The organism is Bradyrhizobium sp. Leo170, assembly GCF_004296405.1.
Taxonomy (GTDB): domain Bacteria; phylum Pseudomonadota; class Alphaproteobacteria; order Rhizobiales; family Xanthobacteraceae; genus Bradyrhizobium.
Map to the genome: position 1 here is coordinate 1 of NZ_PSRR01000037.1, position 17,979 is coordinate 17,979.

The following is a 17,979-nucleotide window of genomic DNA, read 5'->3' on the forward strand; positions in this document are numbered from 1 at the left end:
CTGCGCTCGCGCGATCCGTCGCGCCGCCGCGCCTCGCGCGGCTGCTCGTCGGTCTCGTTCTCATCCGATTGAATTGTGAAGTCGCCTTCAGCACGCGGGATCGGCTGGCCGATCAGCTTCTCGATCGCAGCGACCGACTTGGTGTCGAGCGGCGTGACGATCGAGATTGCGGTACCGGTGCGGCCCGCGCGGCCGGTGCGGCCGATGCGGTGAACGTAGTCGTCGGGATGATGGGGGACGTCGAAATTGAAGACGTGGCTGACGGCGGGGATGTCGAGGCCGCGGGCGGCGACGTCGGAAGCGACCAGCAGCGGCAGCTCGCCCTTGCGGAACTGATCGAGCGCGGCCGTACGGGCGGACTGGTCCATGTCGCCGTGCAGCGCGCCGACGCTGAAGCCGTGCTTCTGCAGCGACTTGTGAAGAACGGCGACTTCGCGCTTGCGATTGCAGAAGATAATCGCGTTGTTGAGATCTTTGGCCCCGCGCAGCAGGCGGCGGAGGATTTCGCGCTTCTGGTGCGGCTCGCGCCCCGCGGGCACCTGCGATTGCGTGACGGTGACGGCGGCGGTGGCAGGCTTGGAGACTTCGACCTTCACGGGGTTGTGGAGGAAGGCCTCGGTGATGCGCCGGATTTCCGGCGGCATGGTGGCGGTGAAGAACAGCGTCTGTCGGGTGAAGGGCACTAGTTTGCAGATGCGCTCGATATCGGGGATGAAGCCCATGTCCAGCATGCGGTCCGCTTCATCGATCACGAGCAGCTCGACGCCGGTGAGCAATAGTCCGCCGCGCTCGGTATGGTCGAGCAGCCGGCCGGGGGTTGCGATCAGGACGTCGACGCCGCGGGTCAATTTGCTGTCCTGGTCGCCGAACGAGACGCCGCCGATCAGGAGCGCCACGTTGAGTTTCTGGCCGGCGCCATAGCGGTCGAAGTTTTCCTTCACCTGGGCGGCGAGCTCGCGCGTCGGCTCGAGGATCAGGGTCCGTGGCATCCTTGCCCGGGCCCGGCCTTTCTCGAGGATGGTGAGCATCGGAAGCACGAAGGCCGCGGTCTTGCCGGTGCCGGTCTGGGCGATGCCGAGGACATCGCGGCGGGCGAGAACGTGGGGAATCGCCTGTTCCTGGATGGGCGTGGGATTGGTGTATCCGGTGGCCGCTACGGCAGCCAAGACCTTGTCGGAAAGGCCGAGATTGGAAAAAGACATTGAGCCTCTTGTCGACACCGCCGTTCGGAATCGAGGGTAAAAAGGCTGCCGCGTTTCGCCCCGAAACGGCGCGCTTCTCAAAAAAGCTCGGGGGCTCTGACTGACGCTGACGGGCGGCAAACTCAGGGAATCGCGTTTCGATCCAAGGCCGCGTTGACCGGAACATAGGTTCGAAATCGCCAAAGTCAATCTGGGAACCGCCTAAATGGCCGAAAAAGCTTAATGTTTTCGCACAAATAACGGGCGAGCTGTCATTTGGCCGTCAAACGGCGGGGCGGTACTGACGGAGCGCGAAACCTCGTACACTGAACCGGTTGGTTGGGGCGGTGTACCGACTATGGCATCGACGGTCGCGCGTTACGGGGCGCCCAGAGCATGATCCGGAAAAGTGGAAACCGGTTTTCCCTCGCGACAAACGCGAAGCGTTTGCGCGGAGATCATGCTCAAACAAAGAGATGAGATCATGATCCGATTCCGTCTAATCGGATCATGATCTAGTGAGACGGGGCAGAGAATGGCTGGCTTTCTTTCGAGAGTTCTGATGGTCGCGGGCATTGCCCTGGCATCGGCAACTCTCGCCGCGCCGGCGCGTGCGGAAAAGCGCGTGGCGCTGGTCGTCGGCAACAATGATTACAAAAACGTCCCGAAACTGCAAAAGGCGGTCAACGACGCCCGCACCATGGGGGACACGCTGAAGCAGCTCGGCTTCTCCGTGATGATCGCCGAGAACCAGAACCGGCAGCAATTCTCCGAGACGCTGCTCGCCTTCGACAAGGCGATCGAGCCCGGCGACACCGCGTTCTTCTTCTATGCTGGCCATGGCTTCGAGATCGCCGGCCAGAATTTCCTGCTGCCGACCGACGTGCCGGCGGCGACCGAGGGCCAGGAAGAATTGGTGCGCGACGCCTCTGTTCTCGCCGACCGCATCGTCGAGCGCCTGCAGAACAAGAAGGCGCGCACCTCGATCCTGGTGTTCGACGCCTGCCGCAATAATCCGTTCGAGCGGCCGGGAACGCGCGCAGTCGCCGGCGGCGGCGGACTGGCGCCGATGACGCAGTTGCCGGAGGGCGTGTTCTCGGTGTTCTCGGCAGGCCCGCGCCAGACCGCCCTCGATCGGCTGTCGAACGACGATACCAATCCCAATTCGGTGTTCACCCGTACCTTCGCCAAGGAGTTGCTGCAGCCCGGCAAGAATCTCGTCCAGGTCGCCCAGCACACGCGGCGTCTGGTCAGCGAGGCGGCCGAGACCATCAGGCACAAGCAGATCCCGGTCTATTTCGACCAGATGGTGGACGACGTGTTCCTGAACGGCATGGCGAAAGGGCCGGATATGGCGGGAGCTGCCGAGGCACCGCAGAAGCTTGCAGCATTGCCGCCGGTTTCGGTGCCGCGCATTCCGAAGGACGATTCCGTCAACGCGCCGATCGCAAGTTTCTCCCGCCATAATGGCGGCTGGACGGTGGTGTTCTCGCTCGCGGACCCTGCGCTCGGAATCTCCTGGCGGATGGGCGACAGCGGCGATTTCCGCGAGACCGGGTTCATCGATACACTCGATCCGCGCACCCGCAAGCGGATGCCCAATCCGTCGATCGAGTTGGCCGCCGATGCGCCGGCCGGCACCATCCAGGTCCGCTATGTCGATGCGGCAGGCGAGATGCAAGGGCCGTTTCCGATCCGGTTCGACCCCGAAGCGGCATTGATCCGCGACCAGCGCAAGATCCTCGACATGACTGCGACGAGCTGGCTGTCGTTCCGCGAGTTCAACGGGCTCCTGGTCTATTACACCCATCTGATGTCCTATCGCTGCGCGATCCGCGAGGCGCGCGTCGGTATCGACAGCGCGGTGCCGGACAAGGTGCTGAAGATGCCGCCCTGCGATGCCCGCGACCCCAGCGTGATCCCGCACGAGGCGCAGCCCTATCTGAAGCTTGCGCCGCAGACCAAGTCGGTCTCGGTGGAGCTCACCTATCGCGACGGCAGCGTGTCGGAGATCAAGACGTTCCGCCGCTAAGCTCGTCTCTCTCGTCATCGTCCGGCTTGACCGGACGATCCAGTATTGCAGAGGCGCCTGAGTTTAATGGAGAGGCTGGCGCATACTGGATGCCCCGCGTTCGCGGGGCACGGCGGCGGAGAGCGATTTCATCAAATTGAGCGTGTCTCGGACGCTATGCTTACACTACAATCGACGTGAAGATCGATGCGGCGTGGAGACAGATCATGGTCGACAACGTGACGCAGCACCCGTCAGCGCGCCGGATAAAGGTGCGCTGCTGCATCGTCGGTGGCGGCCCGGCGGGCATGATGCTTGGCTATCTCCTGGGCCGCGCCGGCATCGATGTGGTGGTGCTGGAGAAGCACGCCGACTTCTTCCGCGACTTTCGCGGCGACACCGTGCATCCCTCGACCCTGCAGGTGATGGATGAACTCGGGCTGATCGACGGCTTCCTCAAGCTGCCGCACCAGGAATTGCAGAAGCTCGAAGGGATGTTCGGCGGCACCAAGGTCCGGATCGCCGATCTCTCCCGCGTCGACGCAAAATACCCGTTCATCGCTTTCATGCCGCAATGGGACTTTCTCAACTTCCTGCGTGAGAACGGCAGGCGTTTCGCCTCGCTGCAGGTGCTGATGAGCACGGAGGCGATCGATCTGATCCGCAATGGCGAAGCGGTCGCCGGCGTGAGGGCGACGACGCCGGAGGGGGCGCTCGACATCGAGGCCGATCTGACGATTGCCTGCGACGGCCGTCACTCCACAGTACGCGAGCGCGCCGGCCTTGCGGTCGAGGAGATTGGCGCGCCGATGGACGTGTTGTGGTTCCGCGTCGGGCGGCGGCCGGACGAAAACGAGAACCTGTTCGCGCGCGTCGAGCCCGGCAAAATGATGGTCACGTTCAACCGCGGCGATTACTGGCAATGCGCTTATGTCATCGCCAAGGGACAATACGACGCCGTCAAGGCGAGGGGACTTGCGGCGCTGCTGGATGACGTGGTGCGGCTGGCGCCGATCCTGAAGTCCGGCATGTCCGATGTCAAAGGCTGGGACGACGTGAAGCTTCTGACGGTTGCGATCAATCGCCTGAAGCGCTGGACGCTGCCGGGGCTGCTCTGCATCGGCGACGCCGCGCATGCGATGTCGCCGGTCGGCGGCGTCGGCGTCAACCTGGCGGTGCAGGACGCGGTCGCGACCGCCAATCTGCTGGCGGCAAAGCTTGCGGGCGGCTGTCCGACCGAGGATGAACTCGACGCGGTGCGTCAGCGGCGCGAATTTCCGATGAAGATGACTCAGACGATGCAGACCATCGTGCAGAACAAGATCATCAGCGCTGCGCTCGGGCCAGCCGGCCAGCCGGTCAAGGTTCCGCTAGTGGTGCGGCTGGTCACCGCCATACCCTGGCTGCAGGGCATCACCGCGCGCTTCGTCGGGATCGGCGTGCGCCCCGAACATGTGCAGTCGCCCGCGCTCTCCTGAATCAGCCCATGATCGAATAGCCGCCATCGACGGGGATGGCGGTGCCGGTGATGAAATCGGAAGCCGGCGAAGCGAGGAACACCGCGATCCCTGAGAGATCGCCGATATCGCCCCAGCGCGCCGCCGGCGTGCGCGCCAGCACCCGCTCATGCAGCCCGGCGATCTCGCTGCGGCCGCGCCGGGTCAGGTCGGTGTCGATCCAGCCGGGCAGGATCGCGTTGATCTGGATGTTGTCGGCCGCCCAGGCGCAGGCACAGGAGCGCGTGAACTGCACGATGCCGCCTTTGCTGGCGGCATAGGCCGGCGCGAAGCTGGCGCCGAAGATCGACATCATCGAGCCGATATTGATGATCTTGCCGCCGCCGGCCTCTTTCATCGCCGGATAGACCGCCTGCGAGCACAGGAAGGCACTGGTGAGGTTGGTGGCGATCACGCTATCCCATTCGCCGATATCGAGCGCATGCGGCGGCTTGCGGATATTGATGCCGGCGTTGTTGACGAGGATATCGATCCGCCCGAGCTCGGCTTCGACGCGCGCCACCATGTCGGCGACGGCTTTGCCGTCGGTCACATCGGCGGCGACTGCAACGGCCTTGCCGCCGCGCTGCTGGAGTTCGGCGACCGCGGCCGCCAACTTCTCTTCGTTGCGGCCGACGACGGCGATCGCAGCGCCGGCATCGGCCAGCCCACGCGCCATTCCAAGTCCGATTCCACCATTGCCGCCGGTGACGATCGCAACCTTGCCAGTAAGGTCGAAGAGGGGCGTTCCCATTGTTATTTTCCGCTTCTGTTGAGATTGGGGGAAGATGCCGACTCGGGCGCGCCTTTGCCAGCCCTGGATGTCGCAGACGTGCCAGCCTTGCAACGAGCGCCAGCCGCAGACGCAAAAAAGCCCCGGACAATGCCGGGGCTTCTGCCTGCTAGTTCAGCAGAGATCAGTACTTGGCGACGAACGGGGTGCCCCAGTTGAAGCGGTAGACGATCGAGGTGCTGATGGTCTGCACCCATGGCTTGAAGGTCGTCGAAATTCCCGTCGGCACACCAACGAACGACTCCGGTAGGGAGATGCGGTCGTAGAACGCGGAGCGGTATTCGGTCTTCATGAACCAGCCGGGTGCGCTGATGCCGAAGATGTCGAGGTTGTTCTCAACGCCGCCACCGACGAACCAGCCATCACGACGGAAGGAAGGAGTGGTGACTCCGGTCGGGTTCCCGGCCAGGTCGTTCATGGCCGTGCTCGACCATTCCGAGCCCGAATAGCCGCCGTTGACGTAGGAGTAGACATTCGGTGCAACGAGATAGCCGAGGCGCACACCAGCCGCATAGCTGGTCCGAAGCTTCTGGCGTCCCTCAATATTGCCGATTGGATCGGTCAGCGAACCGCGAAGGCTGCCGAACTGGCCGTCGGCAAACACGCCGGCAACCCACCGGCCGTTGAACTGCCAGTCGTAACCGATACCAACGGTACCGAACCAGCCGTCGCCACCGAGCCGCGTGTCGCGCGACAGCGGAATCCCACCAGCGGTGGTTTCAATGTTGCTGTCGGCGTTCCACAGACCGCCGCCGCCACCGCCAAAGACGTAGAAGCCCGTCCAGTTATAGGCCGGTGCAACGGGCGGTGGCGCCTTCGTATACGGCCGAGCGCCAAGATCAGCCGCCGAGGCCGACCCCGTCAGTGCTGCAACCGCGGCCACAGCGAGCGCCAATTTCTTCATGTCCAAATCCCCAACTTGCATGACGAGCGCCTGACGGCTGCGTCGATTCCATTCCGTAGCTGCACAAACTATAGCTATTTCAACCAGGAATGCTGTTGCGGGACAGGCACACTCGCCTGAAAACGCTCCGGTACTCTTCGGCCCGGAGCGGCCTGCGTACCGCGGCAGGATCAAAAATCTGCCGCGTGTACATAGGGTTAGACTGGAAGGCGATGACTAGACGTCGAGCAGGTCGTCGCTGGCAAATTCAGCCTTGTCGGAAATGAAGGCGAACCGCGCCTCGGCCTTGGTGCCCATCAATCGCTCAACCGAATCGGCGGTGCCCTCGCGGTCGTCGGCAAGCAGAACGACCCGCAGCATGGTGCGCTTGGCCGGGTCCATCGTGGTTTCCTTGAGTTGCGCCGGCATCATCTCGCCGAGGCCTTTGAAGCGGTTGACCTCGACCTTGGCGTTGGCATTGAACTCGCTCTTGATCAGCGCGTCCTTGTGCGCGTCGTCGCGGGCATAGACCGATTTGGAGCCGTGGGTGAGCTTGTAGAGCGGCGGCACCGCCAGATAGAGGTGCCCTTCGTCGATCAGCCGTGGCATCTGGCGGTAAAAGAAGGTGATCAGCAGCGACGCGATATGGGCGCCGTCGACGTCGGCGTCGGTCATGATGACGATGCGCTGATACCGCAGATCCTCTTCGCGGTAATGCGCGCCGGTGCCGCAGCCGATCGCCTGCACGAGGTCGCTGAGCTGGACATTGCCCATCAGCTTGTCCTTGCCGGCAGAGGCGACGTTGAGGATTTTGCCGCGCAGGGGCAACACGGCCTGCAGCTTGCGATCGCGCGCCTGCTTGGCGCTGCCGCCGGCCGAGTCGCCTTCGACGATGAAGAGCTCGGAACCTGCAAGTCCGGCGTCGGTACAATCGGCGAGCTTGCCGGGCAGGCGGGCCTTCTTGCCTGCGGTCTTGCGCGCGACCTCTTTCTCTTGGCGGCGGCGCAGCCGCTCCTCGGCGCGGTCGATCACGAAATCGAGCAGCCGGTTGGCCTGCACCGGATTGCCCGACAGCCAGTGATCGAACGGATCCTTGATCGCCTGCTCGACGATGCGCTGGGCCTCCGCCGTGGCCAGCCGGTCCTTGGTTTGGCCCTGGAATTCCGGCTCGCGCACGAACACGCTGAGCATGACCGCCGCGCCGACCATGACGTCTTCCGAGGTCACGGACGCAGCCCGCTTGCCCTGGCCGACGCGCTCGGCGTGGTCCTTCAGGCCGCGCAACAGTGCGCTCCGCATGCCGGATTCATGGGTGCCGCCATCGGGGGTCGGAACCGTGTTGCAGTAGGAGGAGAGGAAGCCGTCGGCATCCGCCGTCCAAGCCACCGCCCATTCGCAGGCGCCGTGGGCGCCGTTGCGGCCCGACTTGCCGGAGAAGATGTCCGGATGCACCAGCGTGTCGGCATGGATCGCGGCGGCGAGGTAATCCTTCAATCCGCCGGGGAAGTGGAAGGTTGCCTCCGCCGGCACATCCTCAACGCCCTTCAAGAGCTCCTGGTCGCAATGCCAACGGATCTCGACACCGCCGAACAGATACGCTTTTGAGCGCGTCATTTTGAACAGGCGCTGCGGCTTGAACGTGGCCTTGGCGCCGAAGATGTCGGTATCGGGCTTGAAGCGGATGCGCGTGCCGCGGCGGTTGCTGACCTTGCCAAGGTCTTCGAGCTTGCCCTTGGGATGGCCGCGCTCGAACGTCATGCGGTGGAGCTTCTGGCCGCGCGCCACCTCGACCTCGAGCCGCGAGGAGAGGGCGTTGACCACGGAAATGCCGACGCCGTGCAGACCGCCCGAGGTCTCATAGACCTTGGAGTCGAACTTGCCGCCCGAATGCAGCGTGCACATGATGACTTCAAGCGCGGACTTTTTCGGGAATTTCGGGTGCGGATCGATCGGGATGCCGCGGCCGTTGTCGGTGACCGTCAGGAAACCGTCCGCGGTCAACTCCACTTCGATGAAGGTGGCGTGCCCCGCCAGCGCCTCGTCCATGGAGTTGTCGATGACTTCGGCGAACAGATGGTGGAGCGCCTTTTCGTCGGTGCCGCCGATATACATGCCGGGCCGCCGGCGGACCGGCTCCAGCCCTTCGAGCACCTCGATATCAGCAGCGGTATAGTCAGCCTCAGCGGAACCCGAGCGCGCAGCGACCTTCAGCGGCGCTCGACCTTTAGGCTCGGCACCGGCGAACAGGTCGTCATTGGATTTGGTTTTTGCAGCGGATTTCAGTGATTTGGACATGGCTCTTCATAGATTGCGCAAACAGCGCGCAGCGAATCAGTCATTCTGACTATGACACGGATAGGCTTAAAAAGTGACCGCCCGGGCAGCGGCAATCGATGCCTCGCCCGGCGGTCACAGAAATAGGTAGGAACTCTCGATCAGGCGCGCGAGGTGCGGAACACGATCAGGGCAAACAGGGCCATGGAGCCGACCACCAGCAATGAGCCCACGACCGGGGCGATCTCGAACGAGGACCCCTTCAGGAGCACGACGGCCACGCCCGCGGGGAACAGGATCGCGCCCAGAATGTGCATCCAGCCTTGGATCCGGGCCAGCATCGTCGCCCCGGCGGCCGGAATCAGGCGGTAATAGAGCCCAAACAGGAACAAAAGCACGCCGCCGACGAGATTCAGATGGGCATGCGCCGGCGCCAGGGTGAAATTTTGCTGGATGCCCATGGCAATGCCGCCCAGCATCCCGAGCAGTAGAACGACGGCACTCACGCACATCATCAACGATCCAATCATCAAAAAACCTCATCCTGTGGGAAAACGCTGCGGCCTTGGGGCCGGGACCTGAAATCACGCCCCTTCCTTCGGCTTTGTGACTTGATTGTCACGCAAGGGGCTGGCTTACCTGTCCTTAGGCTATGAGCCCGCAGAAAGGTTCAAGCCACCAGAGCGGGGCGGGGAAGGCGTTCATTATATGGAAGAATTTGCGCGTGCCGTGGCCGATTTCGTGCGCCACCACCAGGTTTGGGCCGCGCCAATCGTGCTCGTGCTGGCGTTCGGCGAGTCGCTCGCGTTCGTTTCGCTGCTGATCCCGGCCTGGGGCGCGCTGGTCGCGATCGGTGCGCTGATCGGGGTGAGTGGTATCAGCTTCTGGCCGGTCTGGATCGCCGGCGGCATCGGCGCGGCACTCGGCGACTGGGTCTCCTATTGGTTCGGCTACCGCTACAAGGAAAAGGTCGCGCAGATGTGGCCGCTATCGCGCTATCCGGAGATCCTGCCGCGCGGCGAAGCCTTCGTGCGCAAATGGGGCGTGCCCAGCATCTTCATTGGCCGCTTCTTTGGACCCTTGCGCGCCTCGGTTCCGCTCGCGGCCGGTATCTTCGAGATGTCATATTGGCCATTCCAGATCGCCAATTTCATCTCCGCGCTGGTGTGGTCGGCGGTGCTGCTGCTGTTCGGGGACGTGATGGCGCACATCGCCGAGTGGTTGTGGCGAACGGTGTGAGACGTGGAATAAGCGCCCGAGGCGGGGGTTAGCCCCGTCGATACCGGGCGCTCCATTTTCGGTGGATTGGGTCCTTGCAGGAAGCCAACGCGGAATTACCGCGGTCATCGTTTCACTGGGAGAGCATCATGGAAATCACACGTCGTCACGCCCTCGCGGGCGCAGCCGCTATTGCTGCTGCGCCGCTGTTGCCGAACATTCCCGCACAGGCCGCGGCGCCGCTCGCGGACAAGCAGGCGCCGAGCTTCTACCGCTACAAGGTCGGTGACATCCAGGTCACCGTGGTGTCCGACGGCAAGAACGTTTTCAAGCTGGAAGACTCCTTCATCACCAATGCGAAGAAGGAGGAAGTGAACGCGGCACTGGAAAAGGCGTTCCTGCCGCGTGATGTCTTCACGATCCATTTCGCCCCGCTCGTGATCAACAGCGGCGGCAAGCTCATCGTGCTCGACACCGGCAACGGCCCCACGGGCAAGGTCAGCAGCAAAGGCGCTAACGGATTGTTCATCGACCATATGACGGCGGCGGGATTCGATCCCAAGGCGGTCGACATGGTCGTGATCTCCCACTTCCACGGCGACCATGTGAATGGTCTCTTGACGGCGGACGGCACGCCGGCGTTTCCGAACGCCGAGGTGCTGGTGCCTGCCGTGGAGTGGAAGTTCTGGATGGACGATGGCGAGATGAGTCGCGCTCCGGCCGGTCGCATGCAGAATCTTTTCAAGAACAACCGCAGCATCTTCGAGGCGAGCCTTCAGAAGAAGGTGACGCCCTACGAATGGGGCAAGGAGGTCGCGCCGGGACTGCTCGCGGTCGAGACCGCCGGCCACACCCCGGGTCACACCTCCTACGTGTTGTCGTCGGGTTCAGGGAAGGTATTCATCCAGTCCGACGTCACCAACAATCCGAATCCGTTCGCGACCAATCCGGGCTGGCACGCCTTCTTCGATCAGGACGCCGACATGGCCGAGAAGACCCGTCGCCGGGTCTACGACATGGTGGCCGCCGAGAAGCTGCAATTGCAGGGCTTCCACTATCCATTCCCCGGCCTCGCCAATGTCGAGAAGGACGGCAATGGCTATCGGGTGATCCCGGTGCCGTGGAATCCCGTGATCTGAATGGCCCCACGCTCGTCATTCCGGGGCGTGCGCCTTTAGCGCGCGAACCCGGAAGTTGCGGCGGGAGATTCCGGGTTCGACGCTACCGCGTCGCCCCGGATTGACGGCGTTGCGCCTTGACGATCAGGCCCCGCACCCCTATAGCCTCACGCATGATCCATGCTGCGACCAATTTCATCGCCCGCCGCAGCCGCGCTTGCGCGGTATGGGCGGTCGTCTGCGTTTAAGATCATCGCCTCTGCCGCCGGATCACCTCCCGCGGCATCTTTCCCAAGAAAAGAAACGCGGTCGGTCTGGCGGCTCCTAGCCACCTCCGGAGTTCGACATGTATACGCCACCGCCGTTCAAGCCCGACCGCGCCGCAAGTCTCGCCTTTGCGGAAGCGCGCGGGTTCGGCCTTGTCTGCGCCTGGGACGGCGCCAAGCCGATCGCTTCGCCGCTGCCGTTCTACCTGTCCTATGGCGCGGACGGGACGCCGCGCGCGGTGTTTCATCTCGCCCGTCACAATCCGCTGATAAAGCTTGCGGGGACTTCGTCCTGGCTGCTGGCCGTCACCGGATCGGATGCCTATGTGTCGGCGGATTGGTATGTCTCACGCGATCAGGTGCCGACTTGGCTTTATCAGGCTGTGCATCTGAGCGGTCCGGTACGGCCGCTGTCGGATGACGAGCTTGCGGTGCAGATCGATACGCTCAGCGCCAAGTTCGAGAACAGGCTGCTGCCGAAGAAGCCGTGGACGTCATCGAAGATGACCGCCGCACGGCTCGAGGCGATGAAGAAGGCAATCGTGGGTCTTGAGATGACGGTTGAAGAGGTCGAGGGTAGCTTCAAGCTCAACCAGCACAAATCCGAAACCGACTACGCAGCGGTGGCGAGCGTGCTCGCTTCGCAGACCGATGCAGGCGCGCAACAGATTGCGCATCTGATGCGCCAAGCGCGGCCGCAGGCCTTTGCAAGTGAACCGAACAAGCTCGAAAGGAGCGAGCCATGAGCCTCTCTGACGTCAAGCCATCCCCGACCGTCGGCAGCGCCGCCAAGCCCGCCGTGTTTGTCGACGGTGCCAGTGGAACAACGGGCCTCGGCATCAACGAGCGGCTTCGGCTGCAGAATGACGTGGTGGTGAAGAGCATTGCCGAAGAAAAGCGCAAGGACGCAGGCGCCAAGCGCGCGCTGATGGAGGAGGTGGATCTGGTGATCCTCTGCCTGCCGGACGATGCCGCGAAGGAGACCGTTGCGTTGATCGACAGCATGGGCGCCGCGGCACCCCGGGTGCTTGACGCATCGACGGCGTTCCGCGTTGCCAGCGACTGGACCTACGGCTTTCCGGAGCTCGCGGCGGATCAGGCGGACAAGATCCGCACCGCTCGGAAGGTTTCCAACCCCGGCTGCTATCCGACCGGCGCGATCGCGCTGCTCCGCCCGCTGGTCGACGCCGGCCTGCTGCCTGCGGATTACCCGGTCACCGTCAACGCCGTCAGCGGCTATTCCGGCGGCGGAAAGTCGATGATCGCAAGCTTCGAGGACGGCACCGCGCCAGCCTTCGAACTTTATGGTCTCGGTTTCGAGCACAAGCATGTGCCGGAGATGCAGCTTTACTCGCGGCTGACGCGCCGGCCGATCTTTGTGCCGTCGGTGGGCAACTACCGGCAGGGCATGCTGGTGTCAGTGCCATTGCAGCTTGAGACACTGCCGGGCAAGCCCGGTGCGGCCGACCTCCACGCTGCGCTGGCGGAACGCTACGCCGGAAGCCGCTACGTCTCGGTCATGCCGCTTGAGAACGAGGCCGCCAAGAGCGGGCGGATCGAGCCCGAGGCGCTGAACGAGACCAACAGGCTCGAACTTTATGTCTTTGCCAGCGACAAGCACCATCAGGCGGTGCTGGTCGCGCGCCTGGACAACCTGGGCAAAGGTGCCTCGGGCGCGGCGGTGCAAAACATGCGGCTGATGCTGGGGCTCGCTGAGGCCTAAGCCTGAAGCGGGCGGCACTGTTCTGTCATGCTGAGCGCTTCGCGCAGCGATGCGCTCAGCATTCTGCCGGAGCGACGTTGGACCATCGGCGCTGAGCGGCGCAATCGGGGCGCGCTCCAGGCTCACCAGGAAACTGGATGAAGTCAGTCGCCGCACATGAGGGCGCTCGTCCGCGATCCGATGGCTGGCGCGCACAGGGCGTATCCTGTCTGCGTACGCTTTTTGCGAACACAATGCGCAAAAATGATGCTCGTACGCAACGCTTTGCGGTGCAAGACTTCCTGTTGCCTTGCAATCCAGTGGTCGCCGAGCGCTCCGCAAACACGGAGATGAAGCTGGCTCGCAGGCTCAGCTTGCCGTTGTGGTGACGACGATGGCGCCCCGACGGTCGGCTGAATCACTTCCAGTCCAAAGGGGCAGGCATGCGGACCGCTACACTCATGAAACAGTGTCTTACTATCTGTGCGATGGCCTTGTCGGTCATGGGTTCGCCAGCCCAGGCGCTCGATAAGGTTGTTTACGGCCTAAACTGGGTGCCACAAGGGGAGCACTGTGGCTTCTTCCAGGCCCAGGCGAAGGGCTACTACAAGGACACTGGCCTCGACGTCGAACTTCGTCCCGGCAATCCAAACGTCAATATGCCCCTCATGGTCGCTGCCGGCGAAATCGACATGGGCATGGGGTCGAGTTTCACAACGCTCAATCTGGTCAATCGGGGCGTGAAGGCCCGTACGGTCGCGGCATTTTTCCAGAAGGACCCGCAGACGCTGGTGGCTCATGCAGGCCAGGGCGTTTCCACCCTGCAGGACCTGAAGGACCGGCGGATCATGATCGGCCAGTTCTCACGAAACGAATTCTGGCAATTCCTGAAAGCCAAGTTCGGCTTCTCGGATGATCAGCTGGCGGCCTACAGCTATTCGGCTGCGCCGTTTCTTGCCGATCCCAAGGCCGTGCAGCAAGGCTATATCACCGAAGACGCCTTGCTGCTCGGCAAGGCCTTGCCTGCACCGCCCGTATCGATCCTGCTTGCCGACTATGGCTACGACAATTACGCGACCACGATCTTCGCCACCGACGCCTATATTGAAGGTCATTCCAACACCGTTCAGGCCTTCGTCGACGCAACCCGAAAGGGGTTCGAAGAATGTATGACGGGTGACGCCACACCGGCCATGAAAGCTATCCTCGCCGTCAATCCAACCGGCGGAGAGGAACTGTTCCGCTTCAAGCTCGATCAGATGCGCAAGCGCGGGCTTGTCCTTGGGGGCGATGCCGACAGGCTGGGGATTGGCGCCATGACGGACGAACGCTGGACCCGCTTCTTCGACACGCTCGCCACGGCAGGAGTCTATCCGAGAACGCTCGACGTGAGATCCGCCTACACGCTGCGATTCAGCAACACCAAATGACCGCTCGACCCCCTGGTATGTTTGCCGAGAGATTTCGATGCCTCAGATGACTCTTCCCATCGTCGATATAGCTCCCTTCGTCCACGGTGACGCTGCGGCCCGCCAGAAGGTCGGACTGGCGTTTGGTCATGCGTTCGAAAGCATCGGTTTCGCCGTTGTGGTCGGGCACGGGGTGCCGGAACAGCTCGCGAGCGACACCTATGGCGCTGTGAAGGACTATTTCGCGCAGCCCATGGCGACGAAGCTGCAGAATGCCGCACCCGAGAAGACCAAGGGGCGCGGCTATCTGCCGATCGGAATCGAGAGTGTCGCCAAGACCCTGTCGGGCGAAACGCCGCCTGACCTGTGCGAGGCCCTGGTGTTTGCGGCTCCACACCGGGCAGCCCACAGCGGCCGGCCGAATATATGGCCCGCCAGTCCGGTCGGGCTTCGAGACTTGGTTGAAGCCTGGTCGGCCGAGATCATGACGCTCACCGCTCATCTCACGCGTCTTTCGGCGTTGGCCCTCGATCTGCCAGAAGACTATTTCGCGTCCTCGTATGCCGATCCATCGATCACGCTGCGCTTTGTACATTATCCCGATCAGCCGCAACCGCCTGCGCCGGGTCAATTGCGCTATGGCGCCCATCATGACTACGGTGGCCTGACCATCCTGCGGCAGGACGAGGCGCCGGGCGGCCTCGAGGTCTGTGATCGCGACGGGACATGGAGCGAGGTTGGCGTCGTCCCGAACTCCTTCGTGATCAATGTCGGCGATCTGATGTCGCGATGGACCAATGGCCGCTGGCGCTCGACGCTGCATCGGGTATCCAACCCCGATCGCAGCCTCACAGGCTCGACCGCGCGCCTGTCCATGGTGGCCTTCACGGGACCGAACGAGTCGGCCGAAGTCGCCTGCCTCCCGACTTGCGTCGATGCGAAGCATCCCGCGCTGTACGAGCCCGTGTTGGCTGGCGACTACATTCGCGCCAAGCTGACGGCATCCATGGATTTGAGCATGAAGCCCGAGGCCAGGCCACAGCCGTGAAGCACTGCAATCAGAGCACCCTGAATATCGCCAGCGCGAGCACGGCTTGCGCGAGGAAGCCGATGACGAAGGCGAGGGTGCGGAACACCGGCAGGCCGAGCGTGTAGACGATCAGGTGCGCCACGCGCGACCAGAAATAGACGGCGCAAGCGAGCACGGTCCATTTGGTGGAATAGTCGATTGCATTGAGGATCAGGACCAGCGGCGCGAAAACGATGAGGTTCTCGACCGCGTTGTCATGCGCGAACATCAGCCGGTTCGCCCAGTCGGCGAGAGGCTTGTCGCCGCGCGAGGGGTTGGCCATCGCGCCGGCGAGGCCGCGGACCTGGCAGCGGTTGATGATGTAGGGAATCCACAATATTCCGGTCAGAATCACCGTCAGCGTCAGCCAGAACAGTTCACGCGTCATTGGTTTCCCCTCGATTGATCCGCGTCCCGTCTGGAGCGTGATTTTTCTGCTCCAAGTGGACGCTTGATTATACCGAAGCGGCGCGCATCGCGCTATGCGCGCACCCGGACATAGCTGCCGGGGGCTTCTTCGATCGGCGGCAGCGCCTCAGACCCGACAGCGCGCGCGGGGACTGCCTCGGCATCGATGCTTTCCAGCCATTCGCGCCAATCGGGCCACCACGATCCCTTGTGCTCCTTGGCGCTCTTCAGCCAGTCGGAAAGCCTGGCGTCCTTGATGTTGTCGTTGGTCCAGTACTGGTACTTGTTGGCCGCAGGCGGGTTGACCACGCCGGCGATATGGCCGGAACCGGACAGCACATATTTCACGGGCCCGCCGAAGAACTGCGAGCCGTACAGCACCGACTCGGCCGGCGCGATGTGATCCTCGCGGGTCGCGAGGTTGTAGACCGGCACCTTCACCTTGGAGAGATCGAGCAGCGTGTTGTCCAGCACCATGCTGCCAGAGGAAAGCCGGTTCTCCAGGTAGCAGTTGCGCAGGTAATAGGAATGGTTCGCCGCCGGCATCCGCGTCGCGTCGGAGTTCCAGTGCAGGAGGTCGAACGAGGTGGGCGGCTGCCCCTTCAGATAGTTGCTGACGACATAGGACCAGATCAGGTCGTTAGAGCGCAGCATGTTGAAGGCCATCGCCATCTTGCTGCCCTCGAGCACGCCCCGCTGCTCCATGTCGCGCTCGAGCGCGGAAATCTGGTCCTCGTCGACGAACACCAGGAGGTCGCCGGCATGAGTGAAGTCGACCTGCGCGGCGAAGAACGTGGCCGACGTGACGCGCACGCGGCGCTTCTCGGCGAGCCAGGCGAGCGTCGCGGCAAGCAGGGTGCCGCCGACGCAATAGCCGACGGTGTGCACCTTCATCTCGCCCGTCACCTTCTCGATGACGTCCATCGCGGTCAGCGGTCCCTCGGTCATGTAGTCGGCGAAGGTCTTCTTGCCGAGCTCGCGATCGGGATTGACCCAGGAGATCACGAACACGGTCAATCCCTGGTCCACGCACCATTTGATGAAGGACTTCTCCGGCCTGAGATCGAGGATGTAGTACTTGTTGATCCATGGCGGCACGATCAGGAGCGGCGTGCGTAGCACCGTCTCCGTGGTCGGCGAGTACTGGATCAACTGCATCAATTCGTTTTGATAGATCACCTTGCCCGGCGTGGTCGCCATGTTGACGCCGACCGCGAGGTTGGTCGGGTCGGACTGGCGGATCCGCAGCGTGCCGTGGCCGGCCTCGATGTCCTCAGCCAACATCTTCATGCCGCGAACGAGGTTGTCGCCGTTCGTCTCCATCGTGGTGCGCAGCACTTCCGGATTTGTCAAAACGAAATTCGACGGCGCCAGCGCGTTGGTGATCTGCTGGACGTAGAACTCGGCCTTCTTGCGGGTATGCGGATCGACCCCCTCAGCGTTGCGCACGAGCTCCTGCGCCCATTGCGCGGTGAGCAGATAGAGTTGCAGGATGAAGTCGAAGAACTGGTTCGACCGCCATTCCGGATCGGCGAAGCGCTTGTCGCGCGGTGGCGGATCGATCGCGGCCTTGGCTTCCTGGCCGGCCATGCGGCGCGCGGCCGAGCCGAACAGGTCGAGATAGGCCTTGCCGAGCTTGGTCTGCAAGTCGGCGGCCCGATCCTGGTCCGAGAGCCAGTATTCGGCGACCGCGGTGAAGGTCTTGATCACCTCCGCAAACTCGCCTCCCGCCTTGTCCTTGATGTCAGCGTTCTCACGCGGCTTCAGATAGGCTGCAAGCGCCTGGCCGGAGCTCTCCAGCGCACGCGCAATGTTCATTGCGAAGGCTTCGCCGTCGAACTTCTTTGTGGCCTGGGTTTCGAGGTTAACGTCGCTCATGCAATGGACACTATCGCTTCAATTGAGCCGCGTCATCGCGCGGTGCGGCAAGGAAGATGTAGGATTTCTCTAGGTTTTCGCATTGTTGCACTGCGACAAATTCCTCCCAGTTCCGACACATTGAAGCCGCATCAATCGGATTTGTTGTTCACGACTTAATCGTTTCGGGCGACAATGGTTTGAACGGTTAGGGCAGGGCCGAAGCGATCAGACGATTTGTCGCTGCAAGGCTCGTACCAGTGATTAGTTACCGGCAAGTGGGGACTTCCGGAC

The 17,979-nt window shown here is 62.9% G+C and carries 15 protein-coding genes; 8 read left to right on the plus strand and 7 right to left on the minus strand.

The window, feature by feature from the left end; all coding sequences use genetic code 11:
* Positions 1 to 1,202 (minus strand): DEAD/DEAH box helicase (locus CWO89_RS09505; RefSeq protein WP_130578365.1); only part of this gene is annotated, 1,202 nt, incomplete at its 3' end.
* 541 nt (positions 1,203 to 1,743) lie between these two features.
* Between CWO89_RS09505 and CWO89_RS09510 the strand changes: the two genes are divergently transcribed.
* Together CWO89_RS09510 and CWO89_RS09515 are read left to right on the plus strand one after the other, a co-directional pair.
* Positions 1,744 to 3,213: a caspase family protein gene (locus CWO89_RS09510; RefSeq protein WP_245475899.1), complete on the plus strand. Its 1,470-nt coding sequence runs from the start codon at positions 1,744 to 1,746 to the stop codon at positions 3,211 to 3,213.
* 206 nt (positions 3,214 to 3,419) lie between these two features.
* Positions 3,420 to 4,670 carry an FAD-dependent oxidoreductase gene (locus CWO89_RS09515; protein ID WP_130578367.1) on the plus strand — a complete coding sequence of 417 codons (1,251 nt, stop codon included), beginning with the start codon at positions 3,420 to 3,422 and terminating at the stop codon, positions 4,668 to 4,670.
* A gap of 1 nt (position 4,671) precedes the next feature.
* On the opposite strand, the gene CWO89_RS09520 is transcribed toward CWO89_RS09515, so the two are convergent.
* The 4 genes from CWO89_RS09520 to CWO89_RS09535 form a co-directional block, all read right to left on the minus strand.
* Positions 4,672 to 5,442, minus strand: a complete 771-nt coding sequence (locus CWO89_RS09520) for an SDR family NAD(P)-dependent oxidoreductase (RefSeq protein ID WP_130578368.1) — start codon at positions 5,440 to 5,442, stop codon at positions 4,672 to 4,674.
* Between the two features lie 163 nt (positions 5,443 to 5,605).
* Positions 5,606 to 6,385, minus strand: a complete 780-nt coding sequence (locus CWO89_RS09525) for an outer membrane protein (RefSeq protein WP_130578369.1) — start codon at positions 6,383 to 6,385, stop codon at positions 5,606 to 5,608.
* 216 nt (positions 6,386 to 6,601) lie between these two features.
* Positions 6,602 to 8,659 carry a DNA topoisomerase IV subunit B gene (gene parE, locus CWO89_RS09530; RefSeq protein ID WP_130578370.1) on the minus strand — a complete coding sequence of 686 codons (2,058 nt, stop codon included), beginning with the start codon at positions 8,657 to 8,659 and terminating at the stop codon, positions 6,602 to 6,604.
* Between the two features lie 140 nt (positions 8,660 to 8,799).
* Complete coding sequence (locus CWO89_RS09535) at positions 8,800 to 9,168, minus strand: hypothetical protein (RefSeq protein WP_130578371.1); 369 nt, start codon at positions 9,166 to 9,168, stop codon at positions 8,800 to 8,802.
* Positions 9,169 to 9,346: 178 nt separating this feature from the next.
* On the opposite strand from CWO89_RS09535, the gene CWO89_RS09540 reads away from it, so the two are divergent.
* The 6 genes from CWO89_RS09540 (at position 9,347) to CWO89_RS09565 (ending at position 15,399) form a co-directional block, all read left to right on the plus strand.
* Entirely contained in the window at positions 9,347 to 9,877 is a 531-nt protein-coding gene (locus CWO89_RS09540; protein ID WP_130578372.1) for a DedA family protein, read from the plus strand.
* A gap of 128 nt (positions 9,878 to 10,005) precedes the next feature.
* Positions 10,006 to 10,995, plus strand: a complete 990-nt coding sequence (locus CWO89_RS09545; protein WP_130578373.1) for an MBL fold metallo-hydrolase — start codon at positions 10,006 to 10,008, stop codon at positions 10,993 to 10,995.
* Positions 10,996 to 11,320: 325 nt separating this feature from the next.
* A complete protein-coding gene (locus tag CWO89_RS09550) occupies positions 11,321 to 11,986 on the plus strand; it encodes an FMN-binding negative transcriptional regulator (protein ID WP_130578374.1) in 666 nt (221 codons plus the stop codon).
* Positions 11,983 to 12,963 (plus strand): N-acetyl-gamma-glutamyl-phosphate reductase, encoded by a 981-nt coding sequence (gene argC, locus CWO89_RS09555; RefSeq protein ID WP_130578375.1) that lies wholly within the window; start codon positions 11,983 to 11,985, stop codon positions 12,961 to 12,963. The genes CWO89_RS09550 and argC overlap by 4 nt, the downstream gene beginning before the upstream one ends.
* A gap of 467 nt (positions 12,964 to 13,430) precedes the next feature.
* Complete coding sequence (locus CWO89_RS09560) at positions 13,431 to 14,372, plus strand: ABC transporter substrate-binding protein (RefSeq protein ID WP_394565603.1); 942 nt, start codon at positions 13,431 to 13,433, stop codon at positions 14,370 to 14,372.
* A gap of 37 nt (positions 14,373 to 14,409) precedes the next feature.
* Positions 14,410 to 15,399 (plus strand): isopenicillin N synthase family dioxygenase, encoded by a 990-nt coding sequence (locus tag CWO89_RS09565; RefSeq protein WP_130578377.1) that lies wholly within the window; start codon positions 14,410 to 14,412, stop codon positions 15,397 to 15,399.
* 10 nt (positions 15,400 to 15,409) lie between these two features.
* Here the strand turns inward: CWO89_RS09565 and CWO89_RS09570 are convergent, their stop codons facing one another.
* Positions 15,410 to 15,808 (minus strand): MAPEG family protein, encoded by a 399-nt coding sequence (locus CWO89_RS09570; RefSeq protein WP_130578378.1) that lies wholly within the window; start codon positions 15,806 to 15,808, stop codon positions 15,410 to 15,412.
* 92 nt (positions 15,809 to 15,900) lie between these two features.
* Entirely contained in the window at positions 15,901 to 17,706 is a 1,806-nt protein-coding gene (locus CWO89_RS09575; RefSeq protein WP_130578379.1) for a PHA/PHB synthase family protein, read from the minus strand.
* Between the last annotated feature and the right edge of the window lie 273 nt (positions 17,707 to 17,979).

Bases quoted from the DNA above. Each gene is read 5' to 3' on its own strand.
- CWO89_RS09545 (WP_130578373.1), top strand. From the start codon at position 10,006: ATGGAAATCACACGTCGTCACGCCCTCGCGGGCGCAGCCGCTATTGCT.
- CWO89_RS09520 (WP_130578368.1), bottom strand. From the start codon at position 5,442: ATGGGAACGCCCCTCTTCGACCTTACTGGCAAGGTTGCGATCGTCACC.
- CWO89_RS09540 (WP_130578372.1), top strand. From the start codon at position 9,347: ATGGAAGAATTTGCGCGTGCCGTGGCCGATTTCGTGCGCCACCACCAG.
- CWO89_RS09560 (WP_394565603.1), top strand. From the start codon at position 13,431: ATGGCCTTGTCGGTCATGGGTTCGCCAGCCCAGGCGCTCGATAAGGTT.
- CWO89_RS09565 (WP_130578377.1), top strand. From the start codon at position 14,410: ATGCCTCAGATGACTCTTCCCATCGTCGATATAGCTCCCTTCGTCCAC.
- CWO89_RS09510 (WP_245475899.1), top strand. From the start codon at position 1,744: ATGGTCGCGGGCATTGCCCTGGCATCGGCAACTCTCGCCGCGCCGGCG.
- CWO89_RS09525 (WP_130578369.1), bottom strand. From the start codon at position 6,385: ATGAAGAAATTGGCGCTCGCTGTGGCCGCGGTTGCAGCACTGACGGGG.
- CWO89_RS09515 (WP_130578367.1), top strand. From the start codon at position 3,420: ATGGTCGACAACGTGACGCAGCACCCGTCAGCGCGCCGGATAAAGGTG.
- CWO89_RS09575 (WP_130578379.1), bottom strand. From the start codon at position 17,706: ATGAGCGACGTTAACCTCGAAACCCAGGCCACAAAGAAGTTCGACGGC.
- argC (WP_130578375.1), top strand. From the start codon at position 11,983: ATGAGCCTCTCTGACGTCAAGCCATCCCCGACCGTCGGCAGCGCCGCC.
- CWO89_RS09535 (WP_130578371.1), bottom strand. From the start codon at position 9,168: ATGATTGGATCGTTGATGATGTGCGTGAGTGCCGTCGTTCTACTGCTC.
- parE (WP_130578370.1), bottom strand. From the start codon at position 8,659: ATGTCCAAATCACTGAAATCCGCTGCAAAAACCAAATCCAATGACGAC.
- CWO89_RS09570 (WP_130578378.1), bottom strand. From the start codon at position 15,808: ATGACGCGTGAACTGTTCTGGCTGACGCTGACGGTGATTCTGACCGGA.
- CWO89_RS09550 (WP_130578374.1), top strand. From the start codon at position 11,321: ATGTATACGCCACCGCCGTTCAAGCCCGACCGCGCCGCAAGTCTCGCC.